A 23,570-nucleotide genomic window follows, 5' to 3' on the forward strand; every position below is an offset into this window, starting at 1 on the left:
TGTTCCAGATACTCTAAAAACACTTATTTTACAGCCTTCTTCCTATATATGTAATTCTATTTTTTATCTCTTATTAAGAGATAAGCAGACCACTATGATTACTTTGTGACAGCAGATACTTAGGTCTTAATAAAATGGATTTAATAATATATATCCATTCCATGTTCCTTTAGCCACTCCTTATTATCCTTTGTAAAATTCCTGATTTCTTTGCTATAAAGAAGATTAAGAATATACCTTGTATAATCCACATTCTGCTTTTCGACCTTATATTTGCTTACCTTTCTATATGTATACCATCTACTTTCCGCAACATTATATACATATAAGCACCTTACCTGTCGTTCATTTGCCAACTCATACAAAGTCCTATACTTTTCAGCAGATATCTTATCGATTTCCACTGGCCTACCCTTACTCATAGCAATGACATCTCTATATAGGCTACAGGTTGTTCTTGGCTGTAAATAATTTCTGTAATCCTTAGCATGGTAGATAATATACTCATGTCTTTGATACTGCTTAGGATATAACTTCTCCGCCAAATAAACCAAATCACCTTCTTTTAATAATTTTTCAACCTCAAATATGTTCTGATATTTTGCATTTAATAAAGCTCCTGTGTAAGCTGGATTACCCCCAAGATTGGTTGTTATAGCTTTAAAATCGTGATAATCATATTGAATTACAATAGCTGCTCTAATTTTTTCAAGCTTCATAGCAATCACCACCTTATGCTATAAGAAACAATTCTTTGTTGGGTACCAAACAGTCAACCCACTTTCTAACTGTTTTTTCTGTGTACTTCAACTTCTGTACAACTGCTTTTATATTACCCAATTTGATAAACTCATCTGCTATTTTCTGATGTTCTTGCTCAGATAAATTAGGACCAGATTTAAGTGATACTGCTTTAAATTTTGACAAATCATTAAAAAGTAAACTTGATTCAAGAACTGGACACATCATCCTTTTTTCTATACATTCTCTACCTTGCGTAAATTTATTAAGATACCCATGTTTAAGTGATTGATAATCTTCCAAACATTCAGCACTGGCACCCATATCATAACTAATACATGATAGTATTTGTGCTAAAAAGGATAATGGAAAGCATCGGATGTCATCATACCCTAAACTTCTCATTCTATCTCGATTTTCATTTTCAGCTTTCCATGCCTTAATTTCTTCTTTGAATCTTTTACCAAACTGTATCCAATGCATCATGGAAATTGTATCTTCCTCTGTATCAAGTTGGTCGATTACATATTGTAATTCCTCAATTTCTTTATGTGCATATATAATCTTACCCTCTTTTAAGGCTGTAAAGCTCTTTTCATCAGCTTTAAGCTTTGTATTAAATCCCTTGATAAACTTATCTGAGTCAATCTCTTTACCAAACACAGATAAGGAAGCTGTTGTATCAACAATTGGGTCTTTACCTAACTTTCTTGCTTTCTCAGCTCTTTTCTCTGCCTTTTTCAGTTCTTTTAAATAATTTGGGTTATTAACGTCCTCGCGATTAAACCACTCTCTGCGATTTAGTAAATGACTCTTATCCTCTATAACTGCCATAATCTGACCATTTGAACTAACTAAATTAAAAGTCACCATACTATTAATTACTTGCTTATCATAAATCTGCATTGAAAATACCCTCTTTCTCGAAAAATAAAAAAGACAATAATGGATAGTTGACACCTCATTATCAACTAAACCTTTATTGTCCAAAACTCTATGCTTAACTACCCAAAACCATTGTGTAGCTTTATTTTTCCTTACCTAATATCTTATCTGATTCAGTTAATGCTAAACTTCTCATAAATTCTGACCTGTCTGAACCAATTGTTCTTGCTGCTTTATCAATTCTTTTAGTTTCCCAATCAAACATTTTTATACTTCTTGCCTTTCTTCTACCCTCTTTATTTTTCATATATTTAGTATCAATCATTTTTTCGCCCCATTTCATAATCTGGTTATATTTTCCTCTTCTCTAAGTGTAGTGTATCGCGGTATATACAGTGTGTCAATACCACCTGTATTGACACTTTATATAGGTTCTAATTGTTATCTCAACTTAAATGGTACTTTTTTAGTCAATTATAAAATATTTATAAACTTTTCTTGAACCAAAACAAAAGGACTACCCTTTGTGAGTAATCCTTTCATTATGCGATATTACAGTGTTATGATAACATCCTCTTCAATTTCTGTTTCAAATTGATAGGTCTTAATAACGTTATCTTTTACCATAATCTCTAATTTGTAATCTGCTAACTTATTTGCTGTTGCCTGCTCGATTGTAACTGTTACACCTTCCATACTACCCAAGATGTCCTCGATATCTGAAAGATTTACTCTTGCTAACATTTTATCAACCTTAGCAATTTGACGTTCAGGGTCAATAACATTACCATCCTTATCTTTGATTACTGCATATATGTACTTTCTTCTGCGCACTAAGATAAAGAAGAAGTAAAATCCTGCAGTTGCAACTACTGTACCAATAATAGCAATTACAATTGGAATTATTGGACTAGGAACCGGTTTAACAGGTTCTGGGGAAGGTGTTGGTTCAACAACTTCTGGCACCGGTGTAGGTTCTGGTTCTTCTGTCCCGTCAATACCCAATGTTACATCCAAATCTACTGGGGGTTTTTCTGGTTCAAGTGTTGGTTCAGGCTCTACTATCTCAGGGTCAATTACAGATGGTGTAGGTGTAGGCTGCTTTGTTTCAGCTTTATCCTCAACTTTTACAGGTTTCTTATCTGTATCACCTTTAGTAGTGTTATCTTCTGAGGTTTTACCTTTATCAGTGTCATCTTTTACTGTTTTATCCTCTTCCTTGGTAGTGTCATCGATTGGCTCTTCATCAGTTGTATCTTCAACCACATCCTTAACCAATTCAAAATCAATCTGTCTCTCGGTTTGGTTCTCGTCCAATGAAACTGCACCTGTTACTACCTCTGTTGTATCATCTATCTTGACCTCTTGCTTATCACCTGAGGTTAAATCATGCACAACAATAACGCTTACTTCCACTATTTTTGAACCCTTTAAGATTATAGTATGATTACCCAATTCCACGTTTTCAAAGCTGTATCTACCCTCGGTATCAGTATAAGTAACCCTTGGCTTAGAGTGTAGCTCTACCCTTTCGCCTACCCTTGGCTTACCATCTGTATCTATGACTATACCAAACACTCTACCATAAATGACTTCTGGCTCTTTTGTTGGTTCCGGGGTCTTGGTAGGCTCCGGGGTTGTTGGAACAGGTGTTACAACAACGGGTGGAACAGGGTCAGGTGTTACAATGACAGGTTGTTCTGGTTCTGGAGTTACTACCACTGGTGGCACTTCTGTTGGAGCCGGTGGATTAGTTGGTGTAGGAGTTACTATTACTGGAGGCTCTTCCGTTGGAACTGGTGGATTGGTCGGCTCTGGGGTTACACTTGGCTCTTCCGTTGGTTCTGGAGGATTTGTTGGTTCCGGTGTAACACTCGGTTCCTCTGTTGGTTCCGGAGGATTTGTTGGTTCCGGTGTAGGTGTAATCTCTATTGCCGGGCCTGTTACAACTGGTGTAGGGTCGGGTGTAGGTGTAGGGTCAGTAGGAACTACTACTGGAGGTTGATTTACCTCTAACATTGCAATAAAGTGCAAATCTGCTTTACCCATAGTAAGCTGTTCGCCCGGCTGTACCAGCTTAGATAGCTCTGTACACCACCATCCTTTAAAGGTATACCCATCTACTATAATTCCACTCATTACTGTTACAGTATCATCTTTTGCATATTCATTAGTATCTACTGGTGTAATTATTGTTGTATCTGCACCTGCGCTATAATAAGCATGATACTTTTCTTCTACTGGGATTACTGCATTGGGAGTCCATTGTGCTGTAAGATTTGCCCCTGTTCCCGGCATTGTAAAGGTATCTCCAATTTGCACTGTAACGCCTAACTGCTCTATGTAATACCCTGTAAAGGTAAATCCATCCGTTAACGGTGTTGGACCCATAACTGTTACTGTTTGTCCCGGCTGATAGCTATTACTATCAAACGGTACATTAGCTACCATTGCACCACCTGAATAACTTACCTTACAAAATGCTTGCCACTGTGCTGTTGCAAAAGTATCGGCTGTTATTGTATAAGGATTTGGTATGTCCCAACCATTAAATGCATATCCTTGCGTTAAAGAAGTCATAAAGCTTGTTGTTGATGGAATTGGTAAGCTTACCTCTGTACCCTCGTCATACTGTGCAGTTGGTGGAGCAGATACATACATCCATGCAATACCCATATCAAATGTAAGATTAAACTTTTGCTTTGCTTTTGGTGTCCACTGAGCATATAATTTACCAGCTCCCAACCCAAACACTGTAAATGCACTTCTAACTTCATCCTCTGAAATTGGAATACCTGAGCCATCTGCTTTTGTATTCCAACCGCCAAAATCAAAACCTTCACGAGTAAAAGTATTTTTCTTAGCTGTAAAATTCATATTATAAATGTCACTATAATTAGTACTATCCACTGGTGCAAGACCTGTTCCGCCATTAGGTAAATATGTAATATAATTTCCGGCTACAACCTCTTCCTCTTGCCATACTACATAAAGCAATGTGTTATCAAATACACTGTAACTAGTTGTATAAATCATATCCATACCACTCATAAAATTTGGCCCAAATGGTATTAACGATGCTGATTTGCTCAATGTTAAAGGACTTGTAGAAAAACCTATTGGTTTATACCCTGTCCTCGTCAGACCTGTCAAATCTGGAAGAACTACAACATCGCCTGCTTTATGAACATTAGTATCTTCTGCCAAATTACCTGTACCACCATTTAGATTAAAAGTTAAGTGATACCCGATAGCTACATATTTTACATATAAGGCCTTATCACCTGTGATTGTTAATTTATCTCCGGCAGAGTATTTTGTGCCTGAATAATCTGCATTTTCGTAGATACCCTCGATTTCATATCCTGATGCTGCGGAGGAACTACAATCAAGAATTGTTACTTCATCGCCTGCTTTATAAATTGTTGGGTCTGTAATTGTACCAAGACCACCTATTGCTGATGTGTCATAGGTTACTATAAAATCTTCACTTACTTCCCACTGACCATACATTAAAACGTCATCTGCTGGCATAGTATATTTAGCACTATATAAGGTATCTCCCTCAGTATAAGCCTGTGCTAATGTCCAACCCAAAAACTCATAATCTTCTCGTTTTTGTGGAGTTACTAATGATACATCTTCACCAGCAATATACCGTGATGTATCAGTGTATGTATAGTCTGTACCATCATTACGAGCATAGGTTATCTCATGTTGCTTTACCCATGTGGTATTAGGACTGATAAAGACTTGCTTATAGTACCCAGCTCCATCTGTTGCATATGCATTTTCCAAATATCTTGGAAAACCTAGGTAACCAAAAACTGGATTTGAATCTGGAAATACTATATTCTGCCCTAATCTTATAACTCCCGGAGCATAATTCTTGATTGCATATTCGTGGACAATCATATTATCTGGTATCTCTAAGGTATCACCAGAAGAAAGATTAGTGAATGCTCCTGACAAAATTTCTGTCACTTGATACCCAGCCAAAGAATTTGGTACTGATACTGTACCTACTGCGCTGCCTGTAAACTGCTTAATCACTGCCTTGTTATCCATAGTTAAGTTATATGTGTAATCACCTGATGTCAAATTTTCGGCTGCATATGCAATTGAACTACCTGAGTTGGTATCGTGATAAACACCTTCTACGTAATAACTCGCACCATCATTAATAAAGGAATCTCCCACTTGGCAAATACCCACATACTGCACTGTAACACCAACTGATTTATACAGTTTATAGCCTAAGAATTGCAGATTTGGGTACTTTACATCAACGTCAATGTCATTATGTAATTCTGCACTACCCTCCACTGCCTCTCTATAAAATGGCTTCCGCTGTATAGTTATAGTATCTCCGCTACTGTATGAGTTTGTATCAATGTCTGTCATATAGTAATCGTTAAAAGCATCGTCATGATACAATGTATCAAATAATTCACCAGAATCTAAATAAATCTCAGAATGATAACTCATTGAATATGTATCCGCTGCTTTTATAGTAACACCAGTACCTATATTACCTACTGCCAAGAATAATGCCATTGCCATAGAAACTACCCTAATTGCTCTATCTTTCACCCTCTTTATCATCGCTATTTTCCTCTCTTTCATTATTTTTATTTTCCATTACTTATGGTCTTTTCTGTCTCTTTTTATGTCCACTTTTCCTTATAACTGTCATTTATACAAATCAAAAAGGACAATCTTAAGCATTTGGGCTTCAATTTGGCTGAATACCCATATCTCTTAATTGTCCTTTAACTCTCTAAATCTTTTTGGCTGAAACTCTCAGCAACTTTTCTTCATCTCTCTAATTGCTTTGATGTCTTTTATCAGACCTCTAAGACTATTACTGTATCTCCAGTCTTTTGCAAAGTTGTCTAAATACTCACTTACCTCTGCTATATTACTATCAATAAAGGTTTTATTATATTCAGTTATCAGCATACCACTCTTGTTTCTATTATCCGCAAATATGATTATGTATTTGCTGCCTTGGGAAAGTGATTCTATTTTTTCCTTTCCAATCGCATAGGCTGTATACCCATTAATTTTACCCGTTTCGATTAATTCAATATCTGGGTCTTTAAACCAGTTAAATTTATAACCATATACTCGCTCTAACATAGATAATTCTGATTTTGGTGCAAGTATTATTAAGCAAACAGCCAAAGCTATTATTCTAACACTTGTTTCAGAACCTGCCCCATATAGTACTGCAGATACTATATACCACACCACAAACATAATACTTATTACTAAACCCACAAAAAACTTGAAATTATTAAACTTCCTTACCATAATTAATACTCTCCTTCTTGTAGCTCGGCTTCGGCAAATTTATCTTTTCCTACCCTGAACTCAACATTACTTATCATTCTTGCAAAAGCCACCCCACACAGAGCTGCTATCACATTGGCTGCCACTATCTCAAAACTTTTTAAAACCTGTACATAAGTTGTATCTATAAACTGCACTACCTCTTGTGTGTCCCTTAAATACAAACTTACCAATAACTGGTCATTTCTAAACATGTGCAAATAAATTCCAAAAACTACTATTGATGCTACAAAACTAAAAACTGCTCTCCTCATAGTAAATACCCTCTCTTCAATTATTTAAAATCCAATCTAAGTGTCTCACCCTCTAAGTCATTTACTGTAACTGTATTAAAACCGATTGGTACAAAAGCAGATTTACCCTTTTCTAAAACCAATCCTTTCTGCTTATTTTTCTCAGTCACAATGTAATCATAATCTCTATTTGTGGAGAAATTTGCACCAATGGATAAGGTACCATCCACATTTGATAACAGGCTACCATTACACACTACATTATCATTATTAGGCTTACCCACATATATAAGTCCACAAACCATTACTAATAAAGCTATTACAGTTACTGCTTTTCCCATAATCTAACACTCTCCTTTTCTTAGTTCTGCTCGGCTTCGGCAGGTCCTATAATTGACCTTAATTTCTCTGCTATATCATTACCATAAATAATATAGTAACAAAATTTATCATCTGCTATATCATAGTAAAATTTACCTGTTTCTAATTCACGCAATATTCGGTTTCCTTGTGTATTGGATTTTACTTCTCCGTCCATCCAAAAGCCGCTTAAATTACCTGAGTTATAGTAAGAGGTTTGGATATTAAGCAGTTTCTCGAATACTGGTCTATTGAAGTAAATTCTATCTTTACCTGCCTTTGTCCAACGATTACCGCCTAACTCAATTAATTTCTCAATCTTCTGCTCTTTTGATAACATATTGGTTACCTACCCTTCATTATTTTTATATACCCATTAATGTATCTGTTATAATAACTGTCCTAATTTTCTGATATTACTGTAATAAAAAAGAACCATACTGCATCCCCGGAGTATCAATACCCCTTAGGTGCTATATAGTCCTCTAACTCTATGCTTTCCAACTAACCCAGTTGGTTGCTTATCTATTCTTTAACTCTTCTAAATACTTTTTCTTAATTTCTGCTCGTTCTTCTAATGTAAGGTGCTCCGCTATGTAAGGCTCACATGCTAATCTTATTGATTCTGTAACTTCAACATTTTCTTTATCCTTTATTGCTTGTAATTCCTTATGCATTAAAGGTTCGAAGCTCGCTAAAACCTTACTTGTATACTTTGTAACTTGTGGCATATGAACTACCCCCTCCATTCCTATATCTTATCTGCATCTATAATATAGCGGGTGCCAATATGTTTGTCAATATGTTTATGCATATTTATATAAATATGTTTATACATATATGTATCATTGAGATATCTTACAAATTAGACATTTTGTAATTTGAAATTGTTGTAAAACTTACCATTTTATCTTATAATGTAGAAAAAATATCCAAATTAGCCCAAGGGGGATGGTATATGTATCAAAAAGCTGTAGCTCAAGATTTACAAGAACAGATTAACAAAGCTGTTAATAATATTGCAATGGATACTATAAACGAGTATTTAAAAAGTAAAGATGCTTCAATCGAAGGTAGAGAAGAAGCGATAACCGAAGTCTTAAGAAGCAAAATGAATGAATCTTTAATGAGTAGAATTTCTAAGGCCTTAAAAGGTAAAAGTATCAATGGAATACATTTTAATGTATATACTTATAAAGATGATGCTGAAAAAGAATTTGGTGCAGATTTAGCTGGGTTTTTAGAATTGGATTTAGGAGCAGAAAAAATCAAAAAAGCTTTTATTGCTCAATCTAAAATATGCCAACCACACGCAGATAAAGAAATTGGAAAATACTATTCAGGCGATAATCCGGATATTCAGAAACAGGCTTCAAATATGCTCAAAATTACTTCAGATTCATTCTTCTTTCTATATACAGAAGATGGTGTATTTGTGGTATCAGCACAGCATGTAAAGGCACGCGGTGTTAATACTGTTACCACTAAAGAATTGCATTATAAAAACCTTGGAAGTTTTTATTCTGAGTTTTTTCAATGCTTTATAGGTGACCATAAAATTGCTGATTTCTATGATGATAAAAAATCATTAAGTGATTATGCTTCTACTCTAAATGTTAAAAATATATTATATATTCAAGCGAAACTTGATAAGAACTCTAGTGAGAACAAATAATTTTATTTCATGCATTATCTTTACATACTGGTCAAGAGCAAACAAAGAGGGTATCCTACAAGTCACAAATGTCTTATGAAATACCCTCTTTTTTATACCCAAGCCAATCATTATGAAATTAATGAGCTATTCTTTATCATAAATTATTTCTGATAAACTTTTTCCTAGTACTGCATTCAACTCTTCCATCGTAGATACAGGCTCCTGATGCATAGTTACACTTGTTCGAGAAAAATCATCTTTCCAATTTTCATTGGTATAAGACTTATGATTCATATAGATTTCGCAATATGAATACAAGACTTCTAATGTATTTGATATAAAATAATAATCACCATAGATATCACCTTTTTCAAAGAAATAGCGCCAATCCATAAAACCATCTTTATATTTCTCTAAGTTAGCTAAAAGTTGGTCCTTGCTAATTTTAGAAGATAACATTTTTGTTATTTCACTTTTAGAGTTCTCATCTATATATTCAAATAGCCCTTTTAAGTTATGTCCATTTGGATATTGTGTTAAATTAGATGGCTCTTCTTTGCTTCTTTCATTTTTTTCCCAATAATCAAATGAGTATATAAGCTTAAGATAAAGTTCTATTGCAAAAAAACCATTTGTCGCAGCAACAGGCATAGTACTATCATAAGCTATTTTATCCTTTGATTCTACTTGCTTTTTCTTTAAATATTCATAATTATTATGAAAACCCTTAGCAGTAAAATATATGCTTGTTAAGTTTGAATATTTTATTTCATTAGTTTTCCCCATCAATTTTCCTCCAGATTTATTTTGTAACCATTATATTACAATAATATTTTAGCAAAAAAGCATATAAAAATATAGTATTATTATTTCAAATTTTGAGGGCAGCATTTTCAAAATGCTGCCCTCTCCTATCATTTGAGTATTATCTGCAAATACCCCGTTTCTTCAAAATTTCACTGACTTCCTCTAAAGCCTTTACATAACCAGAATCCCAAGCATACTGTGTATCATTATGTATTGCAGGTTCGCTAATACCCCGAATTAGCTTTATAAAGTCTTCACCTAACTCTTTTTCCTTTGGATTCTCTAAGTCCTCATTTAACTTGATTTTTCTTAATTCATCTACTTTTGCTTTTAACATCTTGAGCACCTACCCTCTTTCTGTCATTTAATTAGAGTAGGTTTAATTGTCCATATGGTCTGATGGGTGTCCATATTATACTTTTTACTACCAACTTTTGCATTATGCGGGACAGAGAGCCGGGGCATATGTAACCCATATGCCCCGGCTCTCTCGCTTGTATTACTAATTAACTTTATAAAGGGATTTATATAAAAGCTATTTTGCTATAGCTGACTTTGAAGATACCCCATAAGTGAGGATATCACACAAATCTTCAAATAAGTCCTCGGATACTGTTTCCTCATCCGGCAAAAGTATCTGAGTTATTATTTCTTTGGCTGTATGTTCAATTGATTTCAAGATTTATTACCCACTTTCTGTTCTTTCTACCCTTAATATAGATTAAACTGCAGTGGGTTTGGCTCTTTCTGTCCATTTACTGACTTTATATGTTATAAAAATTATTTTTGACATTTAAAAAGGAAGTGGCAACACCGTAGCATTACCACTTCCTTCAATGATTATTTAATTGCCTTTTCAATAGCATTTCTAACGGTACTCAAAAACTCCTCTGAGGTATAAATATTAATGATTTCCTTTAGCAATGGTGCATCATACCGCGATAACATTTTCTCAATCTCATTATTACTAGGATGCAGTTTGTATTTAAAACCAACTATCTTTCTAAGTTCATTTTCAAAGCACTGTAGAACATAAATCATTGTATATGAACGCCCACATACACACATACCCTTATCATTTTTATATGCATGCAATTGTTTTGTCATTATTTTTTCGTTTTCTATATTTAGATGAAATATATCATCAATTTGAATATATCTATCAGAATAATATTGTCTATTTATTGTATATATCGTTTCTTCTAGCCTATATGGGCAATCCACTAATTCTCCTACCCATAAATTAAATACTGGTAAATTACTATCTTGAAAAAATTTATATAAATCCTCCATGACTATAGGAAAGCACTTTTTAATTACATCAATATATCTATCACTATAAAAACGGCTTTTTGTAATCTTATAAGAAGAATGTTTATTAAAGTAATCAAAAGTATTTGAAAAATTACCTATGCTTATTTTATACTTAATTAATGTATCCTCATACTTTCTCAGTAAAGCGTCTCTTACATACAATTCGCTATTTTCAATATGTACGCCATAAAGTAAAGAAAAGTCTAACATCGAATTATTAATATATCGAGTAATACTACTACAACCCTCCATAATAGAGTAAGCACTTAACATCTCATTTAATATACCCCATACTTCCTCGGGTGTTTCTTTTTCAGTAAAATTACATAGTTCCCTTAAATACATATAAATAAAACATGGTGCTGCTTTAATATACCTCTTGTTCCTAACTTGTGTTCTCCAATATATGTATGATGTAAAAGTCTCAATATCAAAGTCAGGATAATTCTTAGCATACTTCTGATAGGCTTCATCAACACTACCACTATATGCGTCGATATTTCTCAAAAGCTCAGCATTATATAAAAATGCTTCTTCTCTCGTTTTTATCGAGTTCTTATATTCCTCATTACTTACTTCTATTTGTTTTTCAAGATTACTTCTCATTACACGTAATTCCGATTTTAACAGTTCTGCTTGCTCGCGCGTTTCTCCCAACTTTATACCATTCTCTGGTATTTCATCATCAAAGTCTTGTTCTAATAAACCATCATACACTGATAACATACATTCTGAAACCATTCCACCCATATTAAAATTGAGTGTAAACGGACTAACATCGATTAGTTTCGAATAAACTTCACTTAATTCCACAGTAACACCCCCATATTTTAACTATAGAAATATTTTAACTCTAACAAAGTTATAAGTAAACCCACATCATTAACACCTTTATACAAATTATACTGGTGACATATCTATGTCCCGGATTTATGTTCTTGGCATATGAAAAAATTTTAAAATTTCTGTCCCTCATTTATGTCATACCAAAAATTTTGCTTCTGCCCATATTTTTGCCCAAAGTTGGGAAAATGACCACCCCAAAATATAACCTATTTTTGATACTGAAATACCCATTTGATAAGTAAAACAGCGTGCTGTCCACTACGAAAAATAATAAAAATGGAGGAACATTTTGATTGGTTAAATACCTTGTAATTGTAAGATAAATACCCATTTCACTTTGTAAATCTTGAATTAGTGAATTTTTGCATGTGTCCACCTAAAATATCAGATGATTTTTTTAGTACTCTTAGAATTATGGCTGGTTTTTATGAATTTCCTGCTGATACAGAGAAACCTTAGAATTACAAGGTTTTTAGATAAGATGCTGAAATGCTTATATGATAAGGTTTTGAAATAATAAGGCTTAGATTTTTTAGGCTTATGCCTGGCTAAAATGGTAATGGTTATAAAGTTATCACATTGGTTTGATTAGGTCTTGATAAGGTCAAAAAATATTTACCCTTAACTGCCAAGGTGTATAAGTACATAGGAAATACAATGTTTACAATACTGACCTGCTGGTTAAGCGGGGATAGGCGGGGCATATGGTTTTATATGCCCCGCCTATCGGGATGAATTAGATAATGTCATAGCAGTACCCATTTGTGAGAATTGAGGTTGTATGAGAGCTTCAATTGCTTTTGGATACCCTCATCCTCTATATAACAGACAAAGACAATTGTATTTATCCCGGCTTTTTTATCCTCTTTCGAGAACTCTACCCCTTGTATCTTATAGGTATGCAGCATATGGCTGTCATCCTCCATCCTTACATAGATTGGCTTTATTGCTCCTAGAGTATTAAATGTGGCATTAACATCGATTGGAATCATAATACTTTTACCTCGTCATAATTCACGGAAAGCTTCTCTCTACCTACCCCACCTGTCATATGATAGATTTGAGTGTTTAAGAAACAAGCTCTCATTATTGAATCGTTACCATAGCGGTCTCGAATTTCATCAACTGCTTTATCTAAATTTATTTGCTTTTCTAAGTTATCCAAATTAAACAAGTTATATTGAAAGATACCATCGTCCTCTGCCGCCTTACTTGTATGGATACCCAGTTGTCTGATTGGGGTGCGTTTATCCCACATATCATCGAAGAGTTGACAGACTGCTTTATAAATCTCTGTAGTGACATTGGTAGCTGAAAACAGCGTGGTTTGGTGCGATATATGGGTAAAGTCATAAAACACTATCGACACTGCAACCACAGAAATCTTTACCTCATCCATTCTCAGCCTAGTACAGACATTTTCAGCAATAGCAAGTAATCTTAATTTTGCTTCTTCTGCTTTGTTTATATCATAAGGTATTGTGCCACTATTACCATACCCTTTCGCTGCCGGAGGAGTACCTATTACCCTACTGGGGTCTATTCCATTAGCAAACAGATAGATAACTTCTCCATGCGATTTTAAGTGTGCTCTCAACAACTTTAAATCTGCCTTTGCTAAATCTCCAATGGTCATTATACCCAAGTTAAAGAGTTTCTTCGTGGTAGCTCTACCCACAAAGAAAAGTTCAGATACAGGTAAAGGCCACATCTTTTTCTGGATTTCGTCAGGGAAAAGTGTGTGAACCTTATTGGGTTTAGAAAAATCGCCTCCCATCTTTGCAAGCAATTTATTGTTTGAAATACCTACATTCACAGTGAAACCTAACTCGTTATATATTGTGTCTTTAATTAGATTTGCTGTTACAACAGGAGAACCATAAAGACCCTCGGTACCTGTCATATCGCAATAGGCTTCATCCACTGAATATTTTTCAACTATCGGAGCAAATCTATAAAGGATATCAAAAAATTCAGCTGAACATTTCTCATACAAGTTATAATGAGGCGGTACTATTGTTAATTCAGGACATTTTTTTAAAGCATCCCCAATAGTCTCACCTGTTTGGATGCCAAATTTTTTAGCTGATGTGGATTTCGCAAGAATGATACCACTACGCTTCTCCTTGTCACCACCAACTGCAGAAGGGATATCCCTTAAATCAACTGTACCGCCTTGGTGTTCAAGCCTATAAATAGCTTCCCAGCTCAAAAAAGCTGAATTCACGTCGATATGAAAAATTAGTTTATCCAAACAAATGTTCGCCTCCTTTTTGATGTCATTATATCAAACAAATGTTCGTTTTTCAAGATGAAATCATTTACAATTTACAAAGTAATTTGACCTTGAAGATGCGGGGCGCGAAGCGCCAATAAAAGCAGATACCCATATATAACCAAGGATTACAACATAGCCTATATTTTTAGCCTTGCTTATGGTATTCTTAAATAAATTAGAATTTGATTTATTTTATCAGGGGGAATAGTAGTGAAAAGAAAAGTTGTCACAATATGTGGTTCGGTAAGATTTTGGAATAAAATACAAGAAATGTCTGAAAGGCTAGAACTAGAAAATGAATATGTTGTAATAGGAATTATACCTCATATTTTGGATAGAGATTTGACAGAATGCGAAAAAGATTTATTAGGTGAATTACACAGAATAAAAATCGATTTGTCAGATGCAATTTTTGTTGTAAATGTGGATGGGTATATTGGCGATAGTGTAAAAAATGAAATAGAATATGCTAAAGAAAACGGAAAAGAAATAATTTATTTAGAAAATAACTGATTAAGCAAATTGCATTTTAATAGCGTAGATTTACTAAAGGCACGTTGGTTGACCGTGCCTTTAATTTAAGTCATAATACCCTAAAACAAATTCAATGTCTGTTGTTCAAAATCACTCTTTCTGTTAAGTAAGTATGGGGTCTGCTTTAAGATTGTTGAGGTTCGCATGTCATCAAATACCCATTCTTCAATCTGGTTCTCTGTTAGTAACAAAGGCATCCTGTCGTGTACATCCTCAATTGAGGAGTTTGCACTCGTTGTCAGTATTACAAACCTCGACTCATTTTCAAAAAGATTAAAGATACCTGCCATATACATAATATTTTCATTCTGAGGTGTGAAATAGATTTTATCCTTATTAGCATTCCACTCAAAAAAACCATTTGCTGGTATGATACATCTCCTTGAAGTTAGGCTTGTTCTAAACATTGGCTTTTCAAAGACTGTCTCGCTCCGAGCATTTATGATGACCCCTTTGTTTTTAAAGTTCGGAAAACCCCACTTCAGAATATCCGGCTCTATTTTACTACCCTTTGCCACTAAGATAGCTGCATCGTTTGTGGGAAAGATTTCGCCTGTCTTTGCTTTTGCACTTGTGTTACCAAGTTTTTTGTCCAGTTCTTCTACTATCTTCTTGATTTCCCTCGAAGTTTCATCATCCACATAATACCTTCCACACATACTGATACCCTCCCTTAATGGCTTTTTTTTATTATACCTAAATTTGCATTGACTTACACCATCAAATTGAAAAATTGAGAGATTGGGGATGCGGGGCGCGAAGCGCCAAGGAAAACATATTGAGCAATAGAAAAGAGTAGGAATACCCTCTAAGATAACCTACCCTTATTGGTTTTATTTATTCTGAGTCTATATCACTCCCGTCGCCATAATTCTCATTATACCATTCATCAAACGTTTCATCTCCTACATCTTCTACATATTCAAAATTTGAAACATAATCTGCATATTTTACTTTATCCCATTTTAGATAGTAATCTGTTTCGGTTGTATGCATTGCAAAATAAGCAGGCATAAACTCAGTTCCATCTGCAAATCCATTTGCCACATCAGTTATAACTTTTTTCCCATCCAACTCTTGAAATGTCCACATATGTGACCTACCAAAAGAAGTACCCTGCATTGTGTTAATCTTCGTTGAGCCAACAAATCTACACATCAAATTATATAATGCTGTATACCCTATACTTGTGGTGGTTTTACTAACAATTGCATCATACCCTGTAGCGCTGCTTTCCTTCATATATTTAGGATTATCATCGAACTCGTCAAGTACAGGAAATACATTTAGAGATATCCACTTAAATATTTGGAATGCTTTCTTGGATTCGGTCATGGAAGATGTAATTTTTCCACTATCAATTAACTTTTGTACTGCAGCCTGTGTTTTGATAAAATACTCTTTATTTAACTTGGCCAGACTATCTCCCGTTTGAGTACTCCAACCTTTAAATTTTACTATCACCTGAGTACCTGTCCCATTCCTTTTAATGCTAATATCAGTATTACATATTGCGCCTCGAAATAATTCTGGTGTTTCCTCTGGATTTGCTGCTGTCTTGAATAAGTCTTGAAGTCCTCCTTCTTTGACTGCTTCTTCATAGGATATATCTACGTCAAAAGTATAGGTCATAAGATTATTTGTTATTAAGTATGCTAATATATTAATACAATCATCAACAGTTCTTGGATTTCTTATTAACTCCGCATTTGGAAATGGATTTTTCAATAATCCTGCTGAATCACTCGGAACTAACAGTGAAGGACTCTGTGTTGAAGAATCAGCATCCACATCTGAATACCCTGTTGTTGTATCTATTTTATAAGTACTTTTAGATTTTTTTAGAGAAAAGTCTATTATCTTTGCTAATGAAGTAAGAGATACATACTGCTCATCGTTTATAATATAAACCTTGGCACTCTGCTTTTTACTACCCAAATATAACTTCGTTCCCTTATCATAGGCTTTATCGCTTACTGATTTACTCGTTCTCTTCTTATTTTCTCCGCCTATATCTGTGTATATTTTACCCGGTGTTAGTGTAAGAGTGTTCTTTTTGCTATTAAAAGCAACACTGAAATACTTATCTGTTCCATTAAAAACACTTGCTATATCTCTTATCTTTACATATAAAGTACTCTTGTAATCAATTTCATAATTTCTAACCGTTATTCCTACCCCATCCATTGTAATTTTAAAGGTAGTTGGTTCTGCAATATAACTCTTTGTTGCTGCTGATGCTGAAATTGGTACACTCGATAATACTAATACCAGAATCAGCACTAAAGGGATTACCCTATTTAATAATCTTTTAAACTCTCCCATACCTTACCTCGCTTTTGTCTATTTTTAAGCTATACTGGTATATTATACCAGTTTGACAAAAGACTGTAAACCTTTCTATTACCATATGAATAAGATATATTACATTCTTACAAAGTTTTTTTACATTAATCTACCAATTCTCATTCAACTCACGAACTTGATACCCTTTTCTTCCTCTCAAATCAATTACAAAGGCACTTTTAAACCTACTCTCTTCGGTCATCTAAAATACTACTTTTTGCGAACTTGAATACCCAAATAGATTACAGATACAATATTATTGGCTCGTTGAAGTATACCTTTTCTGAATTTGGTTGGGAAAGTGGTAATAAGGTTAGAATGATAAGGAAAAGTGATGGTTAAAATGTGATTTTGGATTCCCAATAGGATTTTGAGATGATTGGTAATATCAATACATAATTTTGCACACTTGTCTCTGTCTTTCCTACTTTGCTTCATTCGGGATGCGGGGTGCCGGGGAACCCGGCACCCTCAATTGACCATTTCTGCAATATAAATACCCTTTAGCATGGAGTGATGACAAACTACTTACCCACTTTATGTTCTTAATTCAACTACACTCGGACTTTTATACATACTTTTTGCGAAGCTGATACCCTGATAATCCTTACAATACAATATAGATACTGCTTTCCAACCTAATCTCCTAAGGCTGTAAAAATGAGCATTTTTACGAAGTTGACCACTCAATTCTCTCGCTATAACTCATAAAATGATTGGTTCGGGGTATACCTTTTTCAAATCTGGTTGGAAAAGTGGTAGTAATGGCAGAATGGTAAAGAAAAAAGAGGGTCAAAATGTAATTTGGAATTCCCAATAGGATTTTTGAAGGGAGTTTTATAAACTGATACCCTAAATATGTTATAGTATAAGGGTTTCTACTTATCAACCTTTTACTCCAATGCTTTCTATGATACCAATACCTCAATTGCTCAATGATAGCGGGGGCTTTGGAAAAGCCCCCGCTATCGCTCTGGTAAGATAGGATGATGGCATAAAGGAAGGGCAGGTTACCTGAATCATAAGGCTTTCTACCCTCGGCTTTTCACTATTTTGTTATGCTCTCGATATACTCAGATAAGTCATATAACTCTTTTCTTAACTTCGATACCCTTTTTCGTAAACTTTCTATTTCCTCAGCACCAAGAGTTACCCCTTCTGGCTCGCCAACTTCCTTATAAACAACTGTTTTATTTACAATTTTAAACCTTTGTAACATACCCTTATAAATCACATAACAATCATTGCGTTGCTTTACTGACAAACTTAATATAAATTCCTCATTAGTCATAGTAACAGGTTGGTACAAATAAAAGCAAATAGGATTACCTTGCTTATCTTCTGAATCTGCTAAAACTACCAATCTATCAGATAAGGTTATCTTAGTAGAATAGTCTTGAAATGGTTTGTAATACAAATATGGATTGCCCCAAAGATTTGTAAAATCCTCATTTGATACCTTACCCCTTAACTTATTTACATAGGCCATAATAGTCTCACCCTCAATACTCAAATAATCCTCGTTAGTTTCTAGGCATTTTGATTTCTTTAAATCTTTCTCTGTCTTGGCTATCGCTATTAATTCTATAATTTCCTTTAATGATATCCTATACATAATAAAAACCCCTCTCGTTTGTTAATTATCAGCCTCCTTTATTATCAAATAACTCTAATTACTTAATTGGTACAACTTGCTTAGTTGCTTAATTGTCTATGCGAGGTGCGAAGCTCTGCTTCGCACCCTCTACTGCAATATGCTTATGATGGCAATAAAATCAAATTCTTCCTACCCTTGACCTTTCTTCTAGTTCTAAGAAAAACCTCGTCAATACTGATTAATTTACTATCACGAATAATCTCAATGTACTCTTTATCACTGTCTACCCTGATTATATTGGTTACTTCCCAGCAGTCTGTTTTTGCCTTTAATATTGCTTTAAACGCTATTTCGGTATCGGCTCCCTCCATGAACCACATTGAATCTGCCATTTTCCAAAGTAGGATATGCTTAGGCAGAATGTACTCTGTATTTAATTCTTTTGCTGATGCAATGTTGTTTACCTCAACAAAGGTTTTAAAAGCTATTTTGTTACTGTCTATCTTTAAGAAAGTGCTATTGCATAGACAATCTGCGATACCTTGATTGCCTAGCAAATCGGCTACTCTTGTGTATAAGTCTTGTAATGTCATAGTTCTTCTCCTTACATTCTATTTTATTTTATTACCCTCTGTGATAGTGCTTGAGGGCATTTTAGCCATTCTTTGCTTTGGGGGCTTATAGTTGCCAATCTATCAACCTATCCCACCTAATTAGGCTGTGGAAGGGTATAGAGAGGGTTAATGATACAGCCTGCGAGTTCTTCTTCATAATATCATTCCCCCGGACTACAATTTCTTCACTGTCTTTCAGTTCTCCTCCTAATATCTACATCTATAATTGATATATCTGCAGTCGTTTATGTCCACTTCTTATATTTTTGTCCAAACTATTTTTTTGGGGCAAAAAAATAAAACATTCAATCGTTAAAGATTAAATGCTTTATTTAAGATTTAAAGGGTAATTTAGGCACACTGATTACTATACTGCAGCTGTATTTTTTTTTGTTTATAACTACAATTTCTTTTCTCTAAAAGATACTAATCCTGACACCAGCAAAATTCTCTCCTGACACCAATTTGACACCAATGATATGATATTTTGTGCAAATTCATGATACTTTATGATATCTGCACCAATTACCAAAGTAGCCAAAATGCTAGACTTTTCAAGGTTTCTTACAGTTCATAAGGAGTGACTTGGTAAACGTAATAATTTAACCAATTCGTATACAAGGTATTCGCATGGGCCCTCCAGGTAAGTTCCGGTCTGACATAAGTCAACCCATCCGGATAATAATTCTGTGGCAGTTCAATTTCAATGCCCTTATCAACATCCCTCTTATACTCTCTATCAAGTGTAATTCTGTCATATTCCGGATGTCCAGTTACAAATATCTGCTTTCCATCACCTGCTATGGCAATAAAGACTCCTGCTTCCTTGGATTCAGCAAGGATTGTCAGTTCTTTTCTTTTCAGAACTTCCTCCTTTGATACTGTGGTGTATCTGGAATGGGGAGCATAAAAAACATCATCAAATCCTCTGACTAATGGTATTTTTCGATTCAATACATGATGTTCATAGACACCAAACAATTTATTTTCTAAGTTTATTTTAGGAATACCGTAATGATAATAAAGCCCTGCCTGGGCTCCCCAGCATATATGAAAGGTTGAAGTTACATTCGTCTTGGTCCACTCCATAATAGTCTTCAATTCATCCCAGTATGTAACTTCTTCAAAATCCATTTGCTCAACCGGTGCACCGGTTATAATAAGTCCATCATATTTTAAGTGCTTTACTTCATCAAAAGTCAGATAAAACTGGTCCAGGTGGTTTGAGGCAGTATTTTTCCCTATATAGGAGGCAGTTGATAATAATGTAACATCAACCTGCAGCGGAGTATTGGATAAGCTGCGCAATAGCTGTACTTCTGTATCTTCTTTTAATGGCATAAGGTTCAGGATAGCTATGCGCAAAGGACGGATGTCCTGATGAGTAGCCCTGGTCTCATCCATAATAAATATATTTTCATCTTCCAGCACTCGCTTTGCCGGCAGTTCACTTTGTACCTTTATTGGCATAATATCACCTACTTTTCTTTTTTTAACTACTAATATGATTTTTATGAAATAATTTCTATGAAATAATCTCTATTCTAAATCGATTTCATTTAACAAAAATAAATATTTCCATTTCTATTTATCTTTGTCCAGATATCTAATACCACTATCCCTACTTAATCATTTCCTGCAGTTCTTCCTCTGTAATAATCGGTATACCAAGTTCTTTCGCCTTCTTATTCTTTGTAGAGGAAGAAAGATTATCATTATTTATCAGAAAATCTGTTTTGGCAGTTACCGAACCGGTTACCTTGGCACCCTTTTCTTCCAGAATATCCTTTAATGCATTTCTATTTTCAAAATGCTCCAGTGAGCCTGTTATTACAAAGGTCTTTCCAGCTAAGGCATCAGACACTGTCCCTGTCTCCTGTACTTCAAAGGTTATCTCCGGCAATAAATCTAATATCATCTTCTGGTTGCTTTCTTTATTCATAAAGTCTACAAAAGCCTTTGCAATTACATCCCCGACACCACTTATCTCGGTTAGCCGTTCCGCCTCTGCCGTTTGGATTTTGGGAAAATCATTCTGGTACTCTTTGCAGATTAATTTGGCTGTGGAAAGCCCGATTCCGGGTATTCCAAGGCTGTAAAGAAATCTGGCCGCTGTGGTATTTCTTGCCCTGTTAACAGAGGCTATGAGATTTTGGTAGGATTTTTCACCAAAGCCCTCCATTTCCGTTATGATTTCCTTATAACCCTCCAGATGAAAGAGATCGGATACTTCGTGGATGATGCCCTTATTTAAGAACTTTTCAATGGTAGCTTCCGAAAGTCCTTCCATGTTCATGGCATCCCGGCTTACAAAATGGGTTAGAGATTTGATTTTCTTTGCAAGACAATCTTCGTTTGTACAGACAAGAACCTTTACATCATTTTCTTCCTTTATTTTGGTTTCTTCACCGCATACGGGACATTTATCAGGCACTGCTACATTACCGCTCTGGGTTACATTTTCAGCCACCTGGGGGATTATCATATTTGCTTTGTATACCTTAATGGTATCACCAATTCCAAGCTTCAACCCTTCCATTATGCTGATGTTGTGAAGGCTGGCACGGCTTACGGTTGTGCCTTCCAGTTCAACCGGCTCAAAGACTGCAATGGGGTTGATAAGACCTGTTCTGGACGCACTCCATTCAATTTCTTTTAAGGTAGTTTCCTTTATTTCGTCCCTCCATTTAAAAGCAATAGCGTCTCTTGGAAATTTTGCCGTTGAGCCTAAGGAAGCTCCATATGCCATATCATCAAAGGTCAAAACGAGACCATCTGAGGGTACATCCATAGAGGGAATCTGGGCTGCAAACCAGGCAACTGTTTCCTCCAGATTGTCTTTTGTTACTGCCTTGCTTTCCACCGCATCAAAGCCCATACTCTCAAGCCAGGATAGCTGCTTTTCTCTGGAATTTTCAAATTCATTCACGTTGTCCGCTTTTACCAAAGTAAATGCATAGTAACGTACATTACGTTTAGCGGTTATTTCATTATTTAGCTGCCTTACGCTGCCACTGCACAGGTTTCTTGGATTCTTATATTTTGCTTCTGTCTCAGGGATTTCTTCATTCATTTTTTCAAAATCTGAATAACGGATGACGGCTTCTCCCCTCAGTACCAGCTCACCGGTATAGGGTATTGTATGGGGGAGATTTTTGAATACTTTGGCATTATTGGTAACAACTTCGCCAATTTCACCGTTTCCTCTGGTTACCGCCTGGAAAAGCTTTCCTTCCCTGTAAGTTAATACGATAGTAAGACCATCCATCTTCCAGGAAAGCAGCCCTTTTTGAATGCCGAGCCAATCCTTTAGGTCCTCTTTTTCCTTCGTCTTATCAAGGGATAGCATCGATGATTCATGTCTTATTTTCGGAAGTTCACTTAACACCTCATAGCCTACTTTTATGGTGGGGCTTCCGGTTAATACTGTTTTCGTTTCCTGTTCCAACAAAAGCAATTCGTTATAGAGCTTATCATATTCATAATTGCTCATGATTTCACGGTCTTCCTGCTCGTACACCCTTCCAGCTTCATTTAACAGCTTAACAAGTTCTTTTTGTCTCTCCAGCTTTTCCTTCATATCCCTTTCAATACCCTTCCAAATAATATTTAGTATTTTCTATCCTGGCTCCGCATCTTTCCCTTTGCAGCGGTATTTTCCTTATGACTGAATGCTTGTTTTTGGTTATTAGTATATTTTTGATTTCCTATAGATTTCTGCTTTCTTGCAATATTCTGTTTATCGAATGATTTCTGTTTATCTGTAGATATTGGCTTATCTTTAAATTTTTGTTCACTGGCTGAATTTTGTTTATCTTTTGGCTTCCGATTATCTATAGATTTCTGCCTATTTTCAAAATTCTTCTCATTTGTTATTCTTTGCCTATCTGCAAATTTCCGCCCATTCGCTGATTTCTGTTTGTCAACAAACTTCTGATCATTCCCTGATTTCTGTTTAACTGAAAACTTCTGTCCACTCGCTGATTTTTGTTTATCCGCAAAC

At 35.0% G+C, this 23,570-nt stretch carries 23 protein-coding genes; 2 read left to right on the plus strand and 21 right to left on the minus strand.

The genetic code is table 11. The features are described from left to right. Positions 1 to 140: 140 nt before the first annotated feature. The 9 genes from BUB77_RS02555 to BUB77_RS02595 all read right to left on the minus strand — a co-directional run bounded on the left by BUB77_RS02555 (position 141) and on the right by BUB77_RS02595 (position 8,305). Complete coding sequence (locus BUB77_RS02555; protein ID WP_073272597.1) at positions 141 to 719, minus strand: hypothetical protein; 579 nt, start codon at positions 717 to 719, stop codon at positions 141 to 143. Positions 720 to 732: 13 nt separating this feature from the next. Continuing rightward, positions 733 to 1,647: a hypothetical protein gene (locus tag BUB77_RS02560; protein ID WP_073272598.1), complete on the minus strand. Its 915-nt coding sequence runs from the start codon at positions 1,645 to 1,647 to the stop codon at positions 733 to 735. A 121-nt stretch (positions 1,648 to 1,768) separates the two neighbouring features. After that, complete coding sequence (locus BUB77_RS02565) at positions 1,769 to 1,969, minus strand: hypothetical protein (protein WP_073272600.1); 201 nt, start codon at positions 1,967 to 1,969, stop codon at positions 1,769 to 1,771. A gap of 209 nt (positions 1,970 to 2,178) precedes the next feature. Further along, a complete protein-coding gene (locus BUB77_RS02570) occupies positions 2,179 to 6,252 on the minus strand; it encodes a carboxypeptidase-like regulatory domain-containing protein (protein WP_084123872.1) in 4,074 nt (1,357 codons plus the stop codon). Between the two features lie 177 nt (positions 6,253 to 6,429). Further along, a complete protein-coding gene (locus BUB77_RS02575) occupies positions 6,430 to 6,942 on the minus strand; it encodes a hypothetical protein (protein WP_073272605.1) in 513 nt (170 codons plus the stop codon). A gap of 2 nt (positions 6,943 to 6,944) precedes the next feature. After that, positions 6,945 to 7,235 (minus strand): hypothetical protein, encoded by a 291-nt coding sequence (locus BUB77_RS02580; RefSeq protein WP_073272607.1) that lies wholly within the window; start codon positions 7,233 to 7,235, stop codon positions 6,945 to 6,947. Between the two features lie 20 nt (positions 7,236 to 7,255). Further along, the gene (locus BUB77_RS02585) at positions 7,256 to 7,555 is read right to left on the minus strand and encodes a hypothetical protein (RefSeq protein WP_073272608.1); all 300 of its coding nucleotides are present in this window, start codon (positions 7,553 to 7,555) and stop codon (positions 7,256 to 7,258) included. A 20-nt stretch (positions 7,556 to 7,575) separates the two neighbouring features. After that, positions 7,576 to 7,914, minus strand: coding sequence for a hypothetical protein (locus BUB77_RS02590; RefSeq protein WP_073272610.1), 339 nt, complete (start codon positions 7,912 to 7,914; stop codon positions 7,576 to 7,578). 181 nt (positions 7,915 to 8,095) lie between these two features. Then, a complete protein-coding gene (locus BUB77_RS02595) occupies positions 8,096 to 8,305 on the minus strand; it encodes a hypothetical protein (protein WP_073272612.1) in 210 nt (69 codons plus the stop codon). Positions 8,306 to 8,532: 227 nt separating this feature from the next. Here BUB77_RS02595 and BUB77_RS02600 point away from each other — a divergent pair, with 227 nt between their 5' ends. Continuing rightward, positions 8,533 to 9,249, plus strand: coding sequence for a hypothetical protein (locus BUB77_RS02600; protein ID WP_073272614.1), 717 nt, complete (start codon positions 8,533 to 8,535; stop codon positions 9,247 to 9,249). A gap of 126 nt (positions 9,250 to 9,375) precedes the next feature. Here the strand turns inward: BUB77_RS02600 and BUB77_RS02605 are convergent, their stop codons facing one another. The 5 genes from BUB77_RS02605 to BUB77_RS02625 form a co-directional block, all read right to left on the minus strand. Continuing rightward, positions 9,376 to 10,017, minus strand: coding sequence for a hypothetical protein (locus tag BUB77_RS02605; protein WP_073272616.1), 642 nt, complete (start codon positions 10,015 to 10,017; stop codon positions 9,376 to 9,378). Positions 10,018 to 10,156: 139 nt separating this feature from the next. Continuing rightward, positions 10,157 to 10,375 carry a hypothetical protein gene (locus BUB77_RS02610; protein WP_073272618.1) on the minus strand — a complete coding sequence of 73 codons (219 nt, stop codon included), beginning with the start codon at positions 10,373 to 10,375 and terminating at the stop codon, positions 10,157 to 10,159. Positions 10,376 to 10,878: 503 nt separating this feature from the next. Further along, complete coding sequence (locus BUB77_RS02615; RefSeq protein WP_073272619.1) at positions 10,879 to 12,165, minus strand: TerB N-terminal domain-containing protein; 1,287 nt, start codon at positions 12,163 to 12,165, stop codon at positions 10,879 to 10,881. Positions 12,166 to 12,944: 779 nt separating this feature from the next. Continuing rightward, entirely contained in the window at positions 12,945 to 13,190 is a 246-nt protein-coding gene (locus BUB77_RS02620) for a hypothetical protein (protein ID WP_073272621.1), read from the minus strand. Beyond that, on the minus strand, positions 13,187 to 14,452 hold the full coding sequence (locus BUB77_RS02625; protein ID WP_330392478.1) for a DNA polymerase Y family protein: 1,266 nt from the start codon (positions 14,450 to 14,452) through the stop codon (positions 13,187 to 13,189). The genes BUB77_RS02620 and BUB77_RS02625 overlap by 4 nt, the downstream gene beginning before the upstream one ends. Before the next feature lie 234 nt (positions 14,453 to 14,686). Between BUB77_RS02625 and BUB77_RS02630 the strand changes: the two genes are divergently transcribed. Continuing rightward, positions 14,687 to 14,989: a hypothetical protein gene (locus BUB77_RS02630; RefSeq protein WP_207650818.1), complete on the plus strand. Its 303-nt coding sequence runs from the start codon at positions 14,687 to 14,689 to the stop codon at positions 14,987 to 14,989. A gap of 80 nt (positions 14,990 to 15,069) precedes the next feature. Here BUB77_RS02630 and BUB77_RS02635 read toward each other — a convergent pair whose 3' ends face one another. From BUB77_RS02635 to BUB77_RS29735, 7 genes are all read right to left on the minus strand, one after another. Then, positions 15,070 to 15,669, minus strand: coding sequence for an SOS response-associated peptidase (locus tag BUB77_RS02635; RefSeq protein ID WP_073272627.1), 600 nt, complete (start codon positions 15,667 to 15,669; stop codon positions 15,070 to 15,072). A gap of 178 nt (positions 15,670 to 15,847) precedes the next feature. Then, positions 15,848 to 17,335 carry a hypothetical protein gene (locus tag BUB77_RS02640; RefSeq protein WP_073272628.1) on the minus strand — a complete coding sequence of 496 codons (1,488 nt, stop codon included), beginning with the start codon at positions 17,333 to 17,335 and terminating at the stop codon, positions 15,848 to 15,850. A gap of 1,069 nt (positions 17,336 to 18,404) precedes the next feature. Continuing rightward, positions 18,405 to 18,971, minus strand: coding sequence for a hypothetical protein (locus BUB77_RS02645; protein ID WP_073272629.1), 567 nt, complete (start codon positions 18,969 to 18,971; stop codon positions 18,405 to 18,407). Positions 18,972 to 19,114: 143 nt separating this feature from the next. Further along, positions 19,115 to 19,546, minus strand: coding sequence for a hypothetical protein (locus BUB77_RS02650; RefSeq protein WP_073272631.1), 432 nt, complete (start codon positions 19,544 to 19,546; stop codon positions 19,115 to 19,117). Between the two features lie 585 nt (positions 19,547 to 20,131). Beyond that, positions 20,132 to 21,037, minus strand: a complete 906-nt coding sequence (gene metA / locus BUB77_RS02655) for a homoserine O-acetyltransferase MetA (protein ID WP_073272633.1) — start codon at positions 21,035 to 21,037, stop codon at positions 20,132 to 20,134. A gap of 151 nt (positions 21,038 to 21,188) precedes the next feature. Then, a complete protein-coding gene (gene ligA, locus BUB77_RS02660) occupies positions 21,189 to 23,147 on the minus strand; it encodes an NAD-dependent DNA ligase LigA (protein WP_073272635.1) in 1,959 nt (652 codons plus the stop codon). Between the two features lie 29 nt (positions 23,148 to 23,176). Then, the coding region (locus BUB77_RS29735; RefSeq protein WP_170866560.1) for a hypothetical protein at positions 23,177 to 23,570 on the minus strand (394 nt) is incomplete at its 5' end.

Origin of the sequence: Anaerocolumna jejuensis DSM 15929, from assembly GCF_900142215.1 — a bacterium.
Taxonomy (GTDB): domain Bacteria; phylum Bacillota; class Clostridia; order Lachnospirales; family Lachnospiraceae; genus Anaerocolumna; species Anaerocolumna jejuensis.